Here is a 16,991-nt window from a genome sequence, read left to right on the forward strand (position 1 = left end):
CCAGTACCGGGCGGCGCACAGCCGCTCTGCGCGCTGCGAATGCCGCCCCGGTTTTGGCCGCTTAGATCACTCCGATGCCGGGTCTTCGGGCAGGTCGAAAACCTGTCCGGGGTAGATCAGATCGGGGTCGCGGATATTCGCGCTATTGGCCTCGAAAACCTTCACATAGAGCAGAGGATCACCATAGCGCGTGCGCGTGATTGCCCAGAGTGTATCGCCTTTTTGCACCGTCACCGCGCTGAGCGGGCCGGTCAGCCCCTCGGTGGCGGCGGCCAGCACCTCGGGGATTCGCGTTTGAAGGGGGTCTCTACCCGGCTGGTCACATCGCCGCCGCGGGAAAGCTCATCTACGCGCAGGGTATAGACGCCCTCATCGACATTGGGCAGATCACCCCGCCAGCGGCCCTCTTGATCGACCGGCAGGCTGATCACGGCGTTGTTGTTCAGATAGACGCGCACTTCGCGGGTGTCCGGCTGGGCACGGCCCGCCAGTTGCACATCGCCCTGATCGGAGTAACCGATGGTGTCGAGCGCCACATTGGTCATCACCTGCGGCGGCGCGGTGTCAAGCCGTTCGACCCCTTCGGCGGTGGATTTCAACACCGGCGCGGGCGCGGGCGGCTTCGCCGGTGCGGCGATGGTGTCGGGCTCCTCCGCAGGGGCGGGGTTCGTGGGCTCGGGCGCCGATGGGCTGCGGTCGGCGAGGTTCGGGGCCTCGGTCGCGGCGGCGGGCGGTGTTTGCGCGAGGGTGGCGTCTCTCTCAGTAGTTCCCGTCTCTGCCAGCGGGGTGGCTTGAGATGGCGCCTCACCGTCAGCGTTTGGCGCGGCGGTGTCGCCCTCATCGGTGCCGGTTTCCGCCACCGGCGTCGCTTGAGAAGGCGTGGCGCTGGTGCCTGCCCCCTGATCGGCGGCTCCGTCTTGGTCCCGCGGCGCGGCGTTCACGTCTTCAGCCGTACCCGTTCCCGCCATTGGTGTGGTTTGGGCCGGAGCGGTGCTGGTATCTTCGCCCTGCTCGGCGGCATCGTCTTGCTCTACCGTCGCGGCGCTCACGTCTTCGGCGCTGCCCGTTCCGGCCATTGGCGTCGCTTGGGACGGCGCGGTGTTGCTATCCGCGCTCTGCCCGGCGGCACTGGTTTGATCCAACGCCGCCGCGCTTTCGTCCTCCGCGGTGCCTGTTTCGGCCATCGGCATCGCTTGAGAGGGTTGCTCCGACGTTCTGCTCTCTACGTCAGCGGTCCCGGTATCGGAGAGCGGGGTGGCCTGAGCGGGGGCGGAGCCGACCTCCTCTTCGGCGATAGCCGGGTCTTGCTCTCTCGATGCGATTTCGTCCACCGTGTCAGCCCCCTCTGAAGTCGACTGGTCTCGGTCCGCCTCGACGTCTTGCGCGTCCGCATTGTCGGTCGCAGCGCGCTCCGCCTCTGCTGTGGCCGTTCCGGCCAGAGGGGTCGCCTGCTCCGCCTGCGCAGCGGCTGGGTTTTGACCCGTCGCTGCCGCGCTCTCCTCTTCAGCGTCGTTCGTAGTTGCCGGGATCGGCTCTTCCATCGTGGTCTCAGAGGTTTCAGGCTCCGCCGTATCAACCGACTGTGTGGCCCCCTCCTCAACCGACGCAACCGGGCTTTCCTCCGGCGCGATATCGGCCTCCGCCAACTGCACCGGCGCTGCGCGAGGGGTGAGAATAATCTCCTCTTCCGAAGCAAGCTCTGCCGCGCCGTCCTGGCCCAAAAGCGTCAGCACATGGCCCTTGCCATCGGGCGGGATCATGGCGAGGGTCGCGAATTTCCCGGCCCCATCGGCGGTAGCGCGGGCCACCTCTTCGCCATCCTTCAACACGGCCACGGTGCTGCCGGGCGCCGCGCGGCCCGCGATCACCGTCATCCCGTCGCTTTCGCGGCGCACTTCGTCAAAGGCCGGGGCCTGCGGCACCGCCTCGGGCTCCGTCGCCGCCTCACCCTCGGGGCCGACCGAGACACCTTTCACAGCATCTGGCACCAGCGTGGCATTCTCAAGGGTGGCATCGCGTTCGGGGAGCACGGCCACCGTCTCAGAGGCTGCCTCCTCCGGCGCGCCGCGCTTGCTGCCGATCCAAGCGCCAAGCGCCAGCACCGCCGCCGCAAAGGCGCCCGCCGCCATCGCCCCCATGCCGCCAAACCGGCCAAATCCCTTGAACATTCTCTACTTCCCCTGTGGTTGAGCCTTTTTAGCAAGCAGGCTAACAGGGGTCAAAAGCGCAGACGATCCGCGCCGAATTTTCCTAATCAACAGGACACTTTACCATGCAACATTCTGTCTGTGTCTATTGCGGCTCCCGCCCCGGCGACGACGAAGCCTTCACCCAAGACGCCGAAACACTGGGCCGCGGTCTGGCCGAGGCCGGGCTGCGGCTGGTCTATGGCGCGGGCGATGTCGGGCTGATGGGCAGCGTTGCGCGCGCCGCCCAAACGGCAGGCGGCGACACCTTCGGCGTGATCCCCGCGCATCTCGTGGCATGGGAAGTCGGCAAGACCGATCTGACCCGCTATATCGTGACCGAAACGATGCATGAGCGCAAAAAGGTGATGTTCATGAACTGCGATGCCGTGGCGGTCCTGCCCGGCGGCGCGGGGTCATTGGATGAGCTTTTCGAGGTGCTGACATGGCGCCAATTGGGCCTGCATGAAAAGCCTATTTTCCTTGTGAACACAAACGGATACTGGGATCCCTTCATGTCGCTGATGAACCATGTCGTGGCCCATGGCTTTGCCGATGCGACGCTGCTGGATTACGTCACCGTAGTGCCGGATGCCGATGCCGCTCTCAGCGCTCTGCGCCGCGCCTTGTCCTGACGGAAGGTGCTGACGGAATAGACCGCCAGCGCGCACCAGATCAGCACGAAGGCCTGCACATGCCAGCCCGTGAAGGGCTCGCGAAACAGGACCACGGCGCAGAAAAACTGCAAGGTCGGGTTGATGTAGCTCAGCAATCCGGCCGTCGCCATCGACAGCCGCCGTGCCGCATAGCTGAACAGGATCAGCGGCGTTGCGGTGATCGGCCCGGCGAGTATCAGCAGCGCCGTATCGCGGAAGGAGGCCCGAAGGCCCCCGCCCCATTGTCACCCGTTTGCCACAGCACGAGCACCGCAAGGGGCGATAACAGCAGCACCTCAGCGGTGACGGAGACGACCGGCCCCACCGCCAACCTCTTTTTCGCCAGCCCATAAAGCCCAAAAGACGCCGCCAACGCCATGGCGAGCCAAGGCGCAGTGCCCAAGCCATAGGTGAGCAGCGAGACCGCGACCGTCACCAGCCCCACCGCGAAAAGCTGTACGGGGCTCAGCCGCTCGGCAAAGACCAGACGGCCCAGCAGGACCGAGACCAGCGGGAAGATGTAATAGCCCAAGGCCGCCTCCGTCGCCTGCCCGCTCTGAACCGCCCAGATGAAGAGGTACCAATTCGTCGCGATCACCAGCGCCGCGAAAGCAAGCAGGCCGAAGGCCCGCGGCCCGACCATCGCGTCAAGGATCGCGCGCAGCCGCCGCTGCACCGCCAGCACGATCACGAAGAACACCAGTGACCAGAGGGTGCGATGGGCCAGCACCTCGGCGGCGGGCACATGCGACAGCATTTTGTAGAAGATAGACGACAATCCCCAGATACAGCAGGCCGCGATCATAGCGGCGAAACCCTTGGTGGTGTCGGTCATGGGAAATCCTTGGCGCGGTAGACTGCTTCCTTGTGAAGGCAATCAATTCCCGCGCCAAGGGAAAAGTCAGGCTTGGGCCAATTCCCCGGCCACGATCTTTTCAATCTCGTCGATGGGGTGGTTGGTCAGGGTCTTGGGGATTTCCCCTACCACCTTGCTCTGCACCTCTTTGTGGAGGTCATCGCGCAGGTCGCCCAGCACTGCCGGAGGGGCCACCAAGACGATCCGATCAAAGCGGCCCTTATGGGCCAGTTTGTAAAGGATGTCCGACAAGTCTTTGGCGAAGCGCTCTTTTTCCAGCTCATGCCAATCCGTGTCGTCAAAGGCAGAACGGTGCCCGCTCGGACCATCGCTCATCCGGCCGGGGCGGTTGGCGGCTTGCTCCCGCGCCGGTAGGTTCTCCTGCTCCTCCTTGCGCACGACCTGAAGATAGGGGTCTTCGCCGTCCGTGTAGTTTTGCAGGAAAAGGGCCTTTTCGCCATCCGCGATCAGCACCCATGTGTCTTGGCTGAGTTTGGTCATGAAGGCTCTCCATGGTTGCGTTTGTCTTCGCCGGTGACGCGGGTCACGCCGTCTTCGCCCTTTTCGGCGCGGCGCATGGCGTCTTGGGTGCCAACGTCCTTTTGCAGATCACCCCCGGCGCGGCCACCTTGGTCTGGCGTCTCGGTATCGGAGAGGAATTTTTCCGTCTCCTTGCTACCGTCGTTGGATCGCTTCCGCTCGGCCATGTTGTCCTCCTTTTTTTGTCGTGAAGTCTCAGGAGAAAAACATCCGCGAAGGGTCTTGGGTTCCAACGAAAAACCCCGCAGCAGGCTGCGGGGTTTCTGTCTTGTTCGGGCTAGCCGTAAGGCCGCACCGTCATATCACAGACGCTAGGCGACGTTGTCCCAGTTCACCCAGCCTGCGGCGTAGCCGTGGGCGTCGGTGACTGGGAGAGCGCCACACGCATCAGGCGCGAGCGGCTCTCGCACGCGCCGCCGCTAGATCACAGGCGCGACGCGACGTTGTCCCAGTTCACCCAGCCTGCGGCGTAGCCGTGGGCGTCGGTGACTGGGAGAGCGCCACACGCATCAGGCGCGAGCGGCTCTCGCACGCGCCGCCCCTAGATCACAGACGCGACGCGACATTGTCCCAGTTCACAAGGTTGTCGAGGAAGTTCGACAGGTAGTCGGGGCGCGCGTTGCGGAAGTCGATGTAGTAGGAATGCTCCCACACGTCACAGCCGAGCAGCGCAGTCTGGTCAAAGCAGAGCGGGTTCACGCCGTTCTCGGTCTTGGTGACCTTCAGGCTGCCGTCTTTGTCTTTCACCAGCCATGCCCAGCCGGAGCCGAACTGGCCTGCGCCCGCGGCCTTGAACTCATCCTTGAACTTGTCGACGGAACCAAAGCTCTCGGTGATCGCCTTTTCCAGCTCACCGGGCATCTTGTTGTCTTCGGGGCTCATCATTTCCCAGAACTGGTTGTGGTTCCACAGCTGAGAGATGTTGTTGAAGATGCCGGACTGGGCCACGGCGTTCGGGTCATAGGTGCCCTTGATGATCTCTTCGAGGTCTTGCCCTCCCACTCGGTGCCCTCGATCGCCTTGTTGCCGTTGGTGACATAGGCGTTGTGGTGCTTGTCGTGGTGGTATTCCAGCGTTTCCTTGGACATGCCCTTGGATGCAAGCGCGTCGTGGGCATAGGGGAGATCGGGAAGTTCAAAAGCCATTTCTGGGCCTCCTCGTTTGGAAATTTCGCTGCGGCCACTTGATGGGGATCAAGCGGCAACGTCAAGGTCAACGTCTGCAAATCACATCCGTTCCGAGAGAAATAGTCAGTTTTTCTCCCGACTTACGCCGTTTGGAAATGGCCGACCGCGCTGCCGGGCTGGGCCGCGACGCAGAGCTGGTCGAACATATACTGCGCCACCGAGCGAAAGCAGATCACCTCAAAGGCGCCATCGTCCCGCAGCCAAAAGGCGGCGGGCACCTGCCCCATCCGCGTGCGGCGGAACATGCCGGGGGTGAATTGATCCGGGGCGAGGTCGACGGGGGCGAGCTTGGCCAGCACCTCCCGCGCATGGGGGCCTTCGACACGAAACGCCGCCCGCGCGCCAGAGACATCCATGGCGGTGGTATGGGTATCCTCGAAGGCCGCATGCAGCCGCGCCAGCACCTCGGGCACCTGCGCGTGGGGGCAAAAGAGCAGCAATTCATCGGGCGACATCCAAGCGGCCCCAGCATCCCCGGCGAAGCGGCATTGCCCCCGCTCGGGGCGCTCCACCCCGGTGAGTTTCTTGGTCACCTTGCGCAGAGAGGGCGTGTCAAGGTCACCGCGCATGGTGATCATGCCCATGGGTGCCACTTCGGAAATCACAGCGATACCAGCGTCATAGCGGGCGTTCTTCAATGCGCTTACGGGTTCAGACATTCTGTTTCTCCCCTTTGGGATCATAAAACACCGGATCGACGATCCGCGCCTCATAGGTCTTGCCATCGGTGCCGGGGAAGGTCAGCACCTCGCCCATCCGGTCCGGTCCATGCAGCACCAGCCCCATGGCGATGCCCCGGTCCAGCGTTGGGGAGTGATAGGAGGAGGTCACCCGCCCCTGCATCACCTTCTGGCCGTTCTCGTTCTCTCCTTCGCCAAGCGCATAGGCCCCATCCGGCAGGGTGCTGCCATCTGTGGTCTCAAGCCCCACGAGTTTCCAGCGGGTCGGGTCTTGCATATGGCTGCGCTCTTGCGCGCGTTTGCCAAGATAGTCGTCTTTCTTTTTCGAGATCGCCCAGTTCAGGCCAAGGTCTTGAGGGATCACCGTGCCGTCGGTCTCATCCCCGATCATGATAAAGCCCTTTTCGGCGCGCAGGATGTGCAGACATTCCGTGCCATAGGGCATCACGCCCAAATCATGCCCGGCGATCAGCAGCGCGTCCCAAAAGGCTTGCCCCTGTCCGGCCTCAACGGCGATCTCATAGCTCAACTCGCCTGAGAAAGAGATGCGGAAGACGCGGACCTTGAAGCCGCCCAATTCGCCCTCGGTCCACTCCATGAAGCCAAGCGCCTCGCGGCTCAGATCCATCCCGCCGAGTTTCTCCAGACATTTCCGCGCATTGAGGCCGACCACGGCCACCTGCGCGTAATGTTCGGTGGCGTTGACCACATGCACTTTCCAATCCCACCACTCGGTCTGGAGCCATTCCTCCATATGGGCATGGATGCTGTCGGCCCCGCCGGTGGTCGTGTGGCAGAGGAAGGTCTGCTCATCCAGCCGCGCCACAACGCCATCGTCGATCAGGAAACCATTCTCGTTGCACATCAGCCCGTAACGGCATTTGCCGGGTTTCAGCGTCGACATCATATTGGTGTACATCATGTCGAGGAACCGCGCCGCATCCGGGCCGCGCACGATCAGCTTGCCAAGGGTCGAGGCATCCAGCAGGCCGAGGTTCTGGCGCGTGTTCGTCACCTCACGCATCACCGCGTCATGGGTGCTTTCGCCGTCTCGCGCATAGGCGTAGGGCCGCCGCCACTGGCCGACCGGCTCCCAGACCGCGCCATTGGCTTCGTGCCAGTCATGTAGCGGGCTGCGGCGGATCGGCTGGAAGGTATCGCCCCGCGCCGCCCCCGCAATCGCGCCCATCGAGATCGGGTGATAAGGCGGGCGGAAGGTGGTGGTGCCGACGCTGGGGATCTCTGCATCCAACGCCCCGGCGAGCGTGGCCAGCCCGTTGATATTGCTAAGCTTCCCCTGATCCGTTGCCATGCCGAGCGTGGTATAGCGTTTGGCATGTTCGACCGAGACAAAGCCCTCTTGCGCCGCCAGCCGCACGTCCGAGACCTTTACGTCGTTCTGGTAGTCGACAAAGGTCTTCTCGCGCAGTTTGACGCTGGCGCCCTGTGGCATTTGCCAGACCGGCATCATCGGCGCTTCTTCGCGCCGGGCCGCCGTGGGCCCGGTCAGATCGCGCGGCAGTTTGAAGCCGAGCGATGTCGCCACCCCATCTGCGGCGGCATGGGCGTCATGCAGCACGTCGTCGAGGGCAAAGACCCCGGCTGCCGCCCCCGCTGGCGTCACGAAACCATGGCCGTCTGCCCCGGTGGGCGGGTGGTCCTGATCGGGGCGGAAACAGGCTTTTGCCCCATCCCACGTCAACTTGCCGCCGCAGTGCGACCACAGGTGCACCACCGGCGACCAGCCGCCCGACATCGCCACCGCATCGCAGGCGATCTCTTCCAACACGGCCCCTTCGCCTGCCTGCGAACAGACGGCCACACCGGTCACCCGCTTGCCCCCTTGAACCGAGGATACCGCATGGCCCATGACCACCCGAATGCCAAGCGCGCGGGCTTCGGCCACCAATTCGCTGTCTTGCGGCAAGACGCGGGCATCCAGCACGGCGGGCACATCAAGCCCCGCCTGTTTCAGCGCAATCGCCGTGAGATAGGCGTTGTCATTATTCGTCACCACCACGGTGCGGTCACCGGGTGAGACCCCGTAATTCGCCACATAGTCGCGCATGGCCGAGGCTAGCATCACGCCCGGCACGTCATTGCCCGCAAAGCTCAGCGGCCGTTCGATCGCGCCGGTGGCGGTGATCACATGGGCCGCCCGCACGCGCCAAAGCCGATGACGTGGGCCTGCGCTCTGGGGCGCATGATCCCGCAGCCGTTCATAGCCCAGCACATAGCCGTGATCGTAAACCCCTGCCCCCATGGTCCGGTCGCGCAGGTCCACATTCTCCATGCCGCGCAAATGGTCGAGCGTTTGGGCGATCCAGTCCTCCACCGGCGCATCGTCGACCGTGCCGCCGTCAACCGGCGCCCGCCCGCCCCAATGGGCCGACTGCTCCATCACGATGACACGCGCACCGCTCAGGCCCGCGGCCAAAGCAGCCTGAAGCCCCGCGACACCGCCGCCGATGACCAGCACATCGCAGAAGGCGTGGAAGTGTTCATAGGTGTCGGCATCTGCCGCCTTGGGCGCTTTGCCCAGACCGGCGGAATGGCGGATGATCGGCTCATAGAGATGCTTCCACAGCGGGCGCGGATGCATGAACATTTTGTAGTAGAAGCCCGCGGGCAGAAAGCGGCTGAGGTGTTTGTTGATCGCGCCCACGTCGAACTCAAGGCTCGGCCAGTGGTTCTGGCTTTCCGCGGCCAACCCCTCGTAAAGTTCGGTCGTGGTGACGCGGGCATTGGGCTCGAAATGCCCCTCTTGGCCAAGACCGACCAAACCGTTGGGCTCTTCGGGGCCGGAGGTCACGATGCCGCGCGGGCGGTGGTATTTGAACGAACGCCCGACCAGCACCTGATCATTGGCCAAGAGCGCCGAGGCCAGCGTGTCCCCCTCATAGCCGCGCATCTGCTTGCCGTTGAAGGTAAAGCTCAGCGGTTTGCTTTTGTTCAGCAGGCGGCCGCCTGTGGCCAGTCTTGTGCTCATCGTGGAAAACCTTGCGGGCTGAGGATGGGGTGAATACCGGGGCGAGAAACGAGGTCGGGGGTTAACTGGCGCGCTGCCACTGCCAATCAGGATGGCGTTTGCGGATCGCCTCAACGATGTGATCCGGCGGGGCAAGGGTCTGTGCAGGATAGCTGCCAAAGACTTCGAGCGTGGCGGTATCGCGGGCCATGTGGAACCACTTGCCGCAGCCATAGACATGCCGCCAACGCTCAAGATGCACGCCTTTGGGGTTTTCGCGCATGAAAAGGTAGCGCTCGAAATCCTCTTCGGAGCCGCCGGGGCCGATGCGTTTCAAATGCGCCTCCCCGCCGCCGTGAAACTCCGTCTCTTCGGCGGTAACATGGCAGCAAGGACAGGTGAGGATCAGCATGGGCAGGCTCCTGCGCGGGTAGAGAACGGCAAAACGCCGCCCCGGCGCGACAGCGCGGAGCGGCGTGAATCGTGAAAAGGCGACGCTGCGCGCGTGGCCGAGGGGGTTTTACTCGGTCGGGGTTGCGGCCTCATCGACGGCATCCGCTGTGCCTTCGGCAGCGCCCTCAATGGTCTCGCCAGTGCTTTCGGCTGCGCCTTCGATATTAACGTTGACGTCATTCGCGCCATCGAGGTCACCGCCCGCGAAGAGGAAATAGGCCAGCAAAGCCACCACGACGACGACCGCGCCCACGATGAAAGCAAGGCCGCTGCTGCCGCCGCGATCCGTCGTGGTCGTGGTTGTGGTGGTGTTGGTATGATCGACGTGATCCGTGCGGTTGTGATCCGGGGTTGCCATTGTTCAGCTCCGTTATATTCAATGTCTGAACGGGTAACCCCGTGCCGGGCACTGGCGTTCCCCCCGCGCTGAGCAGCGGCGAATTGTGGCCGATCCACATCATCAATGCGCCACCCCGGCGGCCACGGATTCGTCGATAAAGCGGCCTTCGGCGAAACGCTCAAGCCCGAAGGCGTCGGTCAGGGGCGAATGCCCCTTGGCCATCAACTCCGCAAAGCCCCAGCCCGAACCGGGGATCGCTTTGAAGCCGCCCGTGCCCCAGCCGCCATTGATAAACACCCCCTCGACCGGGGTCTTGCTGAGGATCGGAGAGCGGTCGCCGGTGACATCCACGATGCCGCCCCATTGCCGCAGCATCTTGAGCCGCGAGATCATCGGGAAGGTCTCGACCAGCGCGCGCACCGTCTCTTCGATATGGTGAAAGCTGCCGCGTTGGGTGTAGTTGTTATGCCCGTCCGTGCCGCCGCCGATGACCATCTCGCCCTTGTCGGACTGGCTCATATAGCCGTGCACCGTATTGGCCATGACGACGACATCCATACAGGGTTTGACCGGCTCCGAGACCAGCGCCTGCAAGGCCACGCTTTCGATCGGCAGACGAAAGCCCGCCATATTCGCCAGCTGGCCCGAATGCCCGGCCACGACGATCCCCAGCTTGTCGCAGTCGATAGCGCCGCGTGTGGTGCTGACGCCAGTCACCTTGCCGCCCGTCTGGCGCACGCCGGTCACCTCGCATTTCTGGATGATGTCCATGCCCATATCTGAGCAGGCCCGCGCATAGCCCCAAGCCACCGCGTCATGCCGCGCGGTGCCGCCGCGGGCCTGCCAAAGCCCGCCCAGCACCGGGTAGCGCGGCCCGTCGATGTTGATGATCGGCACCAGTTGTTTGACCCGGTCCGGCCCGATGAACTCGGTCTGTACGCCTTGCAGGGCGTTGGCATGGGCCGTGCGTTTGTAGCCGCGCACCTCATGCTCGGTCTGCGCCAGCATGATGACACCACGGGGGCTGAACATGACGTTGTAGTTCAGGTCTTGGCTCATCGTCTCGTAAAGACTGCGCGCCTTTTCGTAGATCGCAGCCGAAGGGTCTTGCAGGTAGTTCGAGCGGATGATCGTCGTGTTGCGCCCGGTGTTGCCGCCGCCAAGCCAGCCCTTCTCCAGCACCGCGACATTGGTGATGCCGAAGTTCTTGCCCAGGTAATAGGCCGTCGCCAGCCCATGCCCGCCCGCGCCCACGATGATCACGTCATAGCGCTTTTTCGGCTGCGCATCCCGCCATGCGCGGGTCCAGCCCGTATGATGGCGCATCGCCTCTCGGGCCACTGCGAAAACGGAGTATTTCTTCATCACGTCACTTCCCGGCAAGGATTCGGGCCGCGCGGGCGGCTGTGCTCAGTTCTGAGCCTAGGAGCAGATATACGAAATGACCACCACGGCATTTGGACGCGGTTTTGCGACATGCGGCGCGATTGGTGAAAAATGCCGCAGGGCACGCGGCATTTGCGGGCTTTTGTCGGGGCCGGTCAAAGGTTAGGTAGAGGCCATGATATTTTGGTTTCTCTCTGGCGCGATGGCGCTTGTCGTGGGCGGTCTTTTGGCGCGGGCCGCTTGGCGCGGCGCGGATACGCCTCTGCCCGCTCAGGCGGACTATGATCTCAAGGTTTACCGCGACCAGTTGGATGAGGTCGAGCGCGATGTGGCACGCGGCATTGTCCCCGAGGCCGACGCCGCCCGCATCCGGACCGAGATTTCGCGCCGCATCCTCGCGGCCGATGCCGCCCGCGACGGTGGCCCTCAAACCGCTTCGCGCCCCGCGCCCTTGGTGCTGATCGCCGGGGTCGTAGCCTTGGGCGCCGGGTCTTTGGCGCTTTATTGGCATCTGGGGCAGCCCGGCTATGGCGATCTGGCCCTCGCCGACCGCATCGCCTTTGCCGAGGATATGCGCCGCAACCGGCCCAGCCAGCAAAGCGCGGTGGAGAGCCTGCCCCCCAGCCCCGCCACCGAAGGGCTGAGCGCCGATTACCTCGCCTTGATGCAACAGCTGCGCGCCACGGTCAAAGACCGACCCGAAGATCTGCAAGGGCAAACCCTTCTGGCGCAGAACGAAGCCCGCATCGGCAATTTCGCCGCCGCCGCCGAGGCGCAGGCCAATGTGCTGCGTCTCAAAGGCGCCGACCGCACCTCCAAGGATATCGCGGATTATGCCGAACTCTTGGTGCTGGCAGCGGGCGGCTATGTCTCGCCCGAGGCGGAAACCGCCCTGCGCGAGGTGTTGAACCGCGATGAGCAGGATGGCCGGGCGCGCTATTACCTCGGCCTGATGATGGTGCAGACCGGGCGGCCCGATGTGGGCTTTCGCATCTGGGATGCGCTGCTGCGGCGCGGGCCTGCCGATGCCCCGTGGATCGAACCGATCCGCGCGCAGATCGCTCAGGTCGCCGCCCTTGCCGGGGTGAATTACGAGATGCCGCAGATTGGCACTGGCACCCCGCGCGCGGCCCTTCGGCCGAAGACATCGAAGCCGCCTCGGAGATGAGCGCGGATGACCGGATGGAGATGATCGGCGGCATGGTCGCGGGGCTGTCGGACCGTCTGGCCAGCGAAGGCGGCCCGCCGCAGGACTGGGCGCGGCTGATCACGTCGCTAGGGGTCTTGGGCGATACCGATCAGGCCCGAGCGGTCTATGACAATGCGCTCGAGGTCTTCTCGGGCGACAATGCGGCGCTGGACATGATCCGCAGCGCCGGAGAACGCGCAGGGGTGGCAGGATGATTTACGACGAAACCGCAGATTTCATCGCCGCCCTGCCCCGATGCAGGCGCTGATCGGGCTGGACTTGGGTGAAAAGACCATCGGCGTGGCGGTGAGCGATAGTTTCCAATCCGTCGCCACCCCGCTGGAAACCGTGCGCCGCAAGAAGTTCGGCGTCGATGCCGCGCGGCTGACCGAGATCATCGCCGAACGCCGGATCGGCGGGCTGGTTCTGGGGTTGCCGCGCAATATGGATGGCACCGAGGGGCCGCGCTGCCAGTCGACCCGCGCCTTTGCGCGCAACTTCGACCGGCTCAGCCCGCTGCCGATCACCTATTGGGATGAGCGCCTGTCGACCGTGGCCGCCGAACGCGCGCTTCTTGAGGCCGACACCACCCGCAAACGCCGCGCCGAGGTCATCGACCATGTGGCGGCGGGCTATATCCTTCAGGGGCTTCTGGATCGTTTGCAGGTGATGCGCCGTGACTAAAAAGGTTTGGCAACGCGATGAGGTCGAAAGCCCCTGCATCAACATCTGCGTGGTGCATCCCGAAAGCCGTCTCTGCACCGGCTGTCTGCGTTCGATCGACGAGATTGGCCGCTGGTCCGCGATGAGCGCCGAGGAACGCCGCGCCATCATGGCGGAACTGCCCTCACGCGAGAGCGCCCATGCGAAACGGCGCGGGGGCCGCGCGGCGCGGCTGGCCCGGCGGCGCGACTAGGGCGGGCTCAGGCGCCGCGGCGCTGGACGATCTGGTTCAGGAAAATAAGGGCCGCTTCGCCGTTTGTGACATCCTGATACCCCACCGGGGCCGCGTTGTAGTTGGCGGCAGGCACAGCGGCGCGGGCGAAGGTCAGGCTGGTCTCACGGGTGAACATCCCATCGAAACGAAACGCCCGACGGCCCCGGCGCGCAGGTTTCCAATAAGCGAGGTCGCTGCCCTGCCCTTTGAGAATGATCGCTTTGGTCCCGCTTCGGCGCATCTCGTCACGTCCCTTGGTTCGGATGATTCTGCGTTTGTTATGGCATTTAGCCCGCGGTTTGTGTCGAGATTACGGCAATTTAGTGAACATTGTCCGAAATTGGGCAAAAAGAGCCGTATTTCGGCAGGAGTAAGGTCAAAAACGGGACGCCTCAGCCCCAAAGCGCCTTTCTGAGCATATTCAGCGCCACCAGTACGAGGAAGACGGCAAAGACCCGCCGCAGCGGTTTGGGGTCCATCGCATGGGCCAGCCGCACGCCCCAAGGCGCGGTGATCAGCGTCATCGCCACGACAATTCCAAAGGCTGCGAGGTTGACCGCGCCGAGGGTCAGCGGCGGGCGGTTCTGGCCGATGTCGACAAACAGAAAGGCAATCACCGAAGGCACAGCGATCAAGAGGCCAAAGCCCGCCGCCGTGGCCACAGCCTTGTGAATGGGCCGCCCGTGCAATGTCATCAGCGGCACGCCAAAGCTGCCGCCGCCGATCCCCATGAGCACCGACAGAAAGCCCACCATCGGCGACAGGAGCGCGCGTTTGAGGCCGCGCGGCATGGTCTCCCCCAAGCGCCACTCGCTCCGTCCAAAGCCGAGGTAGAGACCCACGCAAAGCGCCAGCCCGCCAAAGATCACCTGTAGCGTCTGGGTCCGCAATTGCGACACCAGCAGCACGCCCAGTATGGCCCCCAGCATGATCCCGGTGCCCAAGTGCGCAGAATCTCCCAATCCACCGCGCCCTTCTTGTTGTGCGCATGAACCGAACGCGCCGAGGTGACGATGATCGTCGCCAGAGAGGTCGCAAGGCAAATCTGCATCAACTGCGGCCCGCCGTAGCCCAGCGATTGCAGCACATAAAAGAACGCCGGGACCAAGACGATGCCCCCGCCGACGCCCAAAAGCCCTGCCAAAATCCCGGCAAAACCGCCGATCAGGGCGAGCAGCACCAGCATCGGCAATAGATCGTTCAATTCTGGCATGAGCCCCTCCCCGGCTGTCTTTGGCTCTATCAAGCCGTTTCGCGCGAAGGGTTCAAGGCGATAACGCCGGGGTTGCACTTTGCCCAAGGCCGGTTAGGTTGCCCGCGACTGTGGGCCCCAAGCGCACCGACCGTTTGCCGCCTGCCCCATATGGCCCCGGCCATCCCATCCGAAAGGACATCTCGTGCTACGTTCAGCGCTCATTCTCGGGTTGCTGGGGCTGGTCGGCCCCTTCGCCATTGATATGTATCTGCCCGCCATGCCTGCCATCGCCGCCAGCTATGGCGCCTCTGAGACGGCGGTTCAGGCGACGATCACCGCCTATTTCATCGCCTTTGGGCTGGGGCAGCTTTTCTACGGCCCTTGGGCCGATCAGGCGGGGCGCAAACTGCCGATCATGGTCGGGCTCGCGCTGTTTCTGGTCGCCTCTTTCGGGGCGGCCTTCGCCCCTTCGATGGCGGCGCTGACCGGTTGGCGCGCCCTGCAAGGGCTGGGTGGCGCGGTGCTGATGGTGGTGCCCCGCGCGATCATCCGCGACCAATATACCGGGACACAGGCGACGCGCTTGATGGCGATGTTGATGTTGGTGATCTCGATCTCGCCCATGCTGGCCCCGCTGGCGGGCAGCGCGGTTCTGGCCTTGGCCGATTGGCGCGCAATATTCATCGCCCTTGGCGTTCTGGCGGTTGCCGCGCTGGCCCTCACCGCCACCGCCCAGCCCGAGACCTTGCCCGCAGAGCGCCGCGTTCGGATCAACCCGCGCAGCCTTTGGCGCGGGGCGAAAGTGCTACTGAGCGATCCGATCTTCATGGGCTGACCTTTATCGGCGGCTTCGCCATGGGGTCTTTCTTTGTCTTCATTGCCTTCGCCCCCTTCGTCTATACCGGGCAATACGGGCTGGGGCCGACGGGCTTCTCGCTGGCCTTCGCGGTCAATGCGGTGGGCTTCTTCTCGGCCTCGCAATTGGCGGGATGGCTGGGCGAACGCTGGGGCATGCGCAGCCTCGTGCGGCGTGGCGTCGCGGGCTTCGTGCTCTTCTCCGCCGCGATCTTTGCCACCGCGTTGGTTACCGAGCCGGGCCTCTATGTGGTGATGGCGGGTCTGTTCTGCGCCAATGCCTGCCTTGGCGTGGTGGTGCCGACGGTGATGGTCGTGGCGCTGGACGACCACGGCGATATCGCGGGGCTGGCCTCGTCCTTGGGCGGCACCTTGCAGATGGTGGCCGGGGGCCTTTCCATCGCGCTGGCCGGGCCGTTTTTCGACGGCAGCGTCACGCCGATGTTGGGGGCCATCGCGGCCTGCGGTCTGGTGGCGGCCCTGCTCACATTGGCGCTGCTGCGGCCCCGCCCTGTGGCTGAACCCAGCGTCTGACCCTACCCCGCCGCGGCCACATCCTGCGCCGCGGCGACTTCGGCCAAAGCAGCCTCGACCAGTTCTGTACCCGCGCCGGGCTTATGCGCCCCTTCGGAAAGGATACGCCGCCACTGCCGCGCACCGGGCCGCCCGGCGAAAAGCCCCAGCATATGCCGGGTGATCTGCCCCAGCCGCCCGCCGTCCGCCAAATGGGCCTCGATATAGGGCAACATCCCCTGCACCGCCGCCTCAGCACTGCTGTCGCCGCCCTGCCCATAGATGCGCCGGTCTGCCGTGGCGAGGATATCCGCAGGCGCGTGGTAGGCGCTGCGCCCCACCATGACGCCGTCGAGCCCCGCATCGAGAAAGGCTTCGGCCTGATCGAGCGAGGTGATCCCGCCATTGACCGAGATGTGCAGGTTCGGGAACAGCCCCTTCATTCGGTGGACGAGGTCATAATCCAACGGCGGAATATCGCGGTTTTCCTTGGGGCTTAGCCCCTGCAACCAGGCCTTGCGCGCATGGATCGTCACACGGGTGCAGCCCGCCGCTACGATCCGCGACAGGAACTCGGGCAGGATCTCTTCGGGGTTCTGATCGTCCACCCCGATGCGGCATTTCACCGTCACCTCGACATCGCAGGCCGCGCGCATCGCGTCGACGCAATCGGCCACCAGCCCCGGTTGCTGCATCAAAACGGCCCCGAATGCGCCCGATTGCACCCGGTCAGAGGGGCAGCCGCAATTAAGGTTAATCTCATCATAGCCCGCCGCGGCCCCCAACCGCGCCGCCTGCGCCAGCTCTTGCGGGTCTGACCCGCCCAGTTGCAATGCAACCGGATGTTCCGCAGGGTCGTGATCTAGCAGATGCAACGCGCCGCCACGCACCAAGGCGGGGGCGGTCACCATCTCGGTGTAAAGCAGGGTCTCGCGGCTGAGCAGACGGTGGAGGTAGCGGCAATGGCGGTCGGTCCAATCCATCATGGGTGCCACGCTCAGGCGCGCGGCGCGGTAAACCTCGGCGTGAGTGAGTTTTTGGTCGCGCATG

Annotated in this window: 15 protein-coding genes and 5 pseudogenes; 5 read left to right on the forward strand and 15 right to left on the reverse strand. The window is 64.4% G+C overall.

Annotated features, from left to right (window positions below; all coding sequences use genetic code 11):
• Positions 1-66 precede the first annotated feature (66 nt).
• Both CUR85_RS01045 and CUR85_RS01050 read right to left on the reverse strand, forming a co-directional pair.
• Positions 67-279 (reverse strand): LysM peptidoglycan-binding domain-containing protein, encoded by a 213-nt coding sequence (locus CUR85_RS01045; protein ID WP_280321107.1) that lies wholly within the window; start codon positions 277-279, stop codon positions 67-69.
• Positions 252-2,168, reverse strand: coding sequence for a hypothetical protein (locus CUR85_RS01050; RefSeq protein WP_280321110.1), 1,917 nt, complete (start codon positions 2,166-2,168; stop codon positions 252-254). Before CUR85_RS01050 ends, CUR85_RS01045 begins: the two co-directional genes overlap by 28 nt.
• A 104-nt stretch (positions 2,169-2,272) precedes the next feature.
• Between CUR85_RS01050 and CUR85_RS01055 the strand changes: the two genes are divergently transcribed.
• Entirely contained in the window at positions 2,273-2,821 is a 549-nt protein-coding gene (locus CUR85_RS01055) for an LOG family protein (protein ID WP_067266428.1), read from the forward strand.
• Here the strand turns inward: CUR85_RS01055 and CUR85_RS20015 are convergent.
• The 10 genes and pseudogenes from CUR85_RS20015 to CUR85_RS01100 all read right to left on the reverse strand — a co-directional run bounded on the left by CUR85_RS20015 (position 2,758) and on the right by CUR85_RS01100 (position 11,231).
• Entirely contained in the window at positions 2,758-3,045 is a 288-nt protein-coding gene (locus tag CUR85_RS20015; protein WP_343245466.1) for an EamA family transporter, read from the reverse strand. The genes CUR85_RS01055 and CUR85_RS20015 overlap by 64 nt on opposite strands.
• Complete coding sequence (gene rarD / locus CUR85_RS01060) at positions 3,039-3,677, reverse strand: EamA family transporter RarD (RefSeq protein ID WP_343245396.1); 639 nt, start codon at positions 3,675-3,677, stop codon at positions 3,039-3,041. The genes CUR85_RS20015 and rarD overlap by 7 nt, the downstream gene beginning before the upstream one ends.
• Positions 3,678-3,743: 66 nt before the next feature.
• Positions 3,744-4,199, reverse strand: coding sequence for a host attachment family protein (locus CUR85_RS01065; protein WP_067266436.1), 456 nt, complete (start codon positions 4,197-4,199; stop codon positions 3,744-3,746).
• Entirely contained in the window at positions 4,196-4,405 is a 210-nt protein-coding gene (locus tag CUR85_RS01070; protein ID WP_067266439.1) for a hypothetical protein, read from the reverse strand. The genes CUR85_RS01065 and CUR85_RS01070 overlap by 4 nt, the downstream gene beginning before the upstream one ends.
• A gap of 379 nt (positions 4,406-4,784) precedes the next feature.
• A pseudogene (locus tag CUR85_RS01075) lies at positions 4,785-5,383 on the reverse strand (superoxide dismutase).
• A 122-nt stretch (positions 5,384-5,505) separates the two neighbouring features.
• Positions 5,506-6,084 carry a sarcosine oxidase subunit gamma gene (locus CUR85_RS01080; RefSeq protein ID WP_067266443.1) on the reverse strand — a complete coding sequence of 193 codons (579 nt, stop codon included), beginning with the start codon at positions 6,082-6,084 and terminating at the stop codon, positions 5,506-5,508.
• The gene (locus tag CUR85_RS01085) at positions 6,077-9,094 is read right to left on the reverse strand and encodes a sarcosine oxidase subunit alpha family protein (RefSeq protein ID WP_067266448.1); all 3,018 of its coding nucleotides are present in this window, start codon (positions 9,092-9,094) and stop codon (positions 6,077-6,079) included. The genes CUR85_RS01080 and CUR85_RS01085 overlap by 8 nt, the downstream gene beginning before the upstream one ends.
• A 61-nt stretch (positions 9,095-9,155) precedes the next feature.
• Positions 9,156-9,485 carry a sarcosine oxidase subunit delta gene (locus CUR85_RS01090; RefSeq protein ID WP_067266451.1) on the reverse strand — a complete coding sequence of 110 codons (330 nt, stop codon included), beginning with the start codon at positions 9,483-9,485 and terminating at the stop codon, positions 9,156-9,158.
• Between the two features lie 108 nt (positions 9,486-9,593).
• Positions 9,594-9,884 carry a hypothetical protein gene (locus tag CUR85_RS01095; protein WP_067266453.1) on the reverse strand — a complete coding sequence of 97 codons (291 nt, stop codon included), beginning with the start codon at positions 9,882-9,884 and terminating at the stop codon, positions 9,594-9,596.
• Positions 9,885-9,986: 102 nt separating this feature from the next.
• A complete protein-coding gene (locus CUR85_RS01100) occupies positions 9,987-11,231 on the reverse strand; it encodes a sarcosine oxidase subunit beta family protein (protein WP_067266456.1) in 1,245 nt (414 codons plus the stop codon).
• Between the two features lie 196 nt (positions 11,232-11,427).
• On the opposite strand from CUR85_RS01100, the pseudogene ccmI reads away from it, so the two are divergent.
• The 3 genes and pseudogenes from ccmI (at position 11,428) to CUR85_RS01115 (ending at position 13,357) form a co-directional block, all read left to right on the forward strand.
• Positions 11,428-12,656: pseudogene (gene ccmI, locus CUR85_RS01105) on the forward strand (c-type cytochrome biogenesis protein CcmI).
• Positions 12,653-13,125 (forward strand): annotated as a pseudogene (gene ruvX / locus CUR85_RS01110) (Holliday junction resolvase RuvX). The pseudogenes ccmI and ruvX overlap by 4 nt, the downstream one beginning before the upstream one ends.
• On the forward strand, positions 13,118-13,357 hold the full coding sequence (locus tag CUR85_RS01115; protein WP_067264719.1) for a DUF1289 domain-containing protein: 240 nt from the start codon (positions 13,118-13,120) through the stop codon (positions 13,355-13,357). Before ruvX ends, CUR85_RS01115 begins: the two are co-directional and overlap by 8 nt.
• 7 nt (positions 13,358-13,364) lie before the next feature.
• Here the strand turns inward: CUR85_RS01115 and CUR85_RS01120 are convergent, their stop codons facing one another.
• Positions 13,365-13,619 (reverse strand): hypothetical protein, encoded by a 255-nt coding sequence (locus CUR85_RS01120; RefSeq protein ID WP_067264716.1) that lies wholly within the window; start codon positions 13,617-13,619, stop codon positions 13,365-13,367.
• 151 nt (positions 13,620-13,770) lie between these two features.
• A pseudogene (locus tag CUR85_RS01125) lies at positions 13,771-14,591 on the reverse strand (sulfite exporter TauE/SafE family protein).
• Between the two features lie 259 nt (positions 14,592-14,850).
• Between CUR85_RS01125 and CUR85_RS01130 the strand changes: the two are divergent.
• Positions 14,851-15,962, forward strand: a pseudogene (locus CUR85_RS01130) (multidrug effflux MFS transporter).
• Between the two features lie 2 nt (positions 15,963-15,964).
• On the opposite strand, the gene dusA reads toward CUR85_RS01130, so the two are convergent.
• Positions 15,965-16,990, reverse strand: coding sequence for a tRNA dihydrouridine(20/20a) synthase DusA (dusA, locus tag CUR85_RS01135; protein ID WP_067264710.1), 1,026 nt, complete (start codon positions 16,988-16,990; stop codon positions 15,965-15,967).
• Position 16,991 lies beyond the last annotated feature (1 nt).

It is taken from the genome of Sulfitobacter faviae, from assembly GCF_029870955.1.
GTDB lineage: Bacteria > Pseudomonadota > Alphaproteobacteria > Rhodobacterales > Rhodobacteraceae > Sulfitobacter > Sulfitobacter faviae.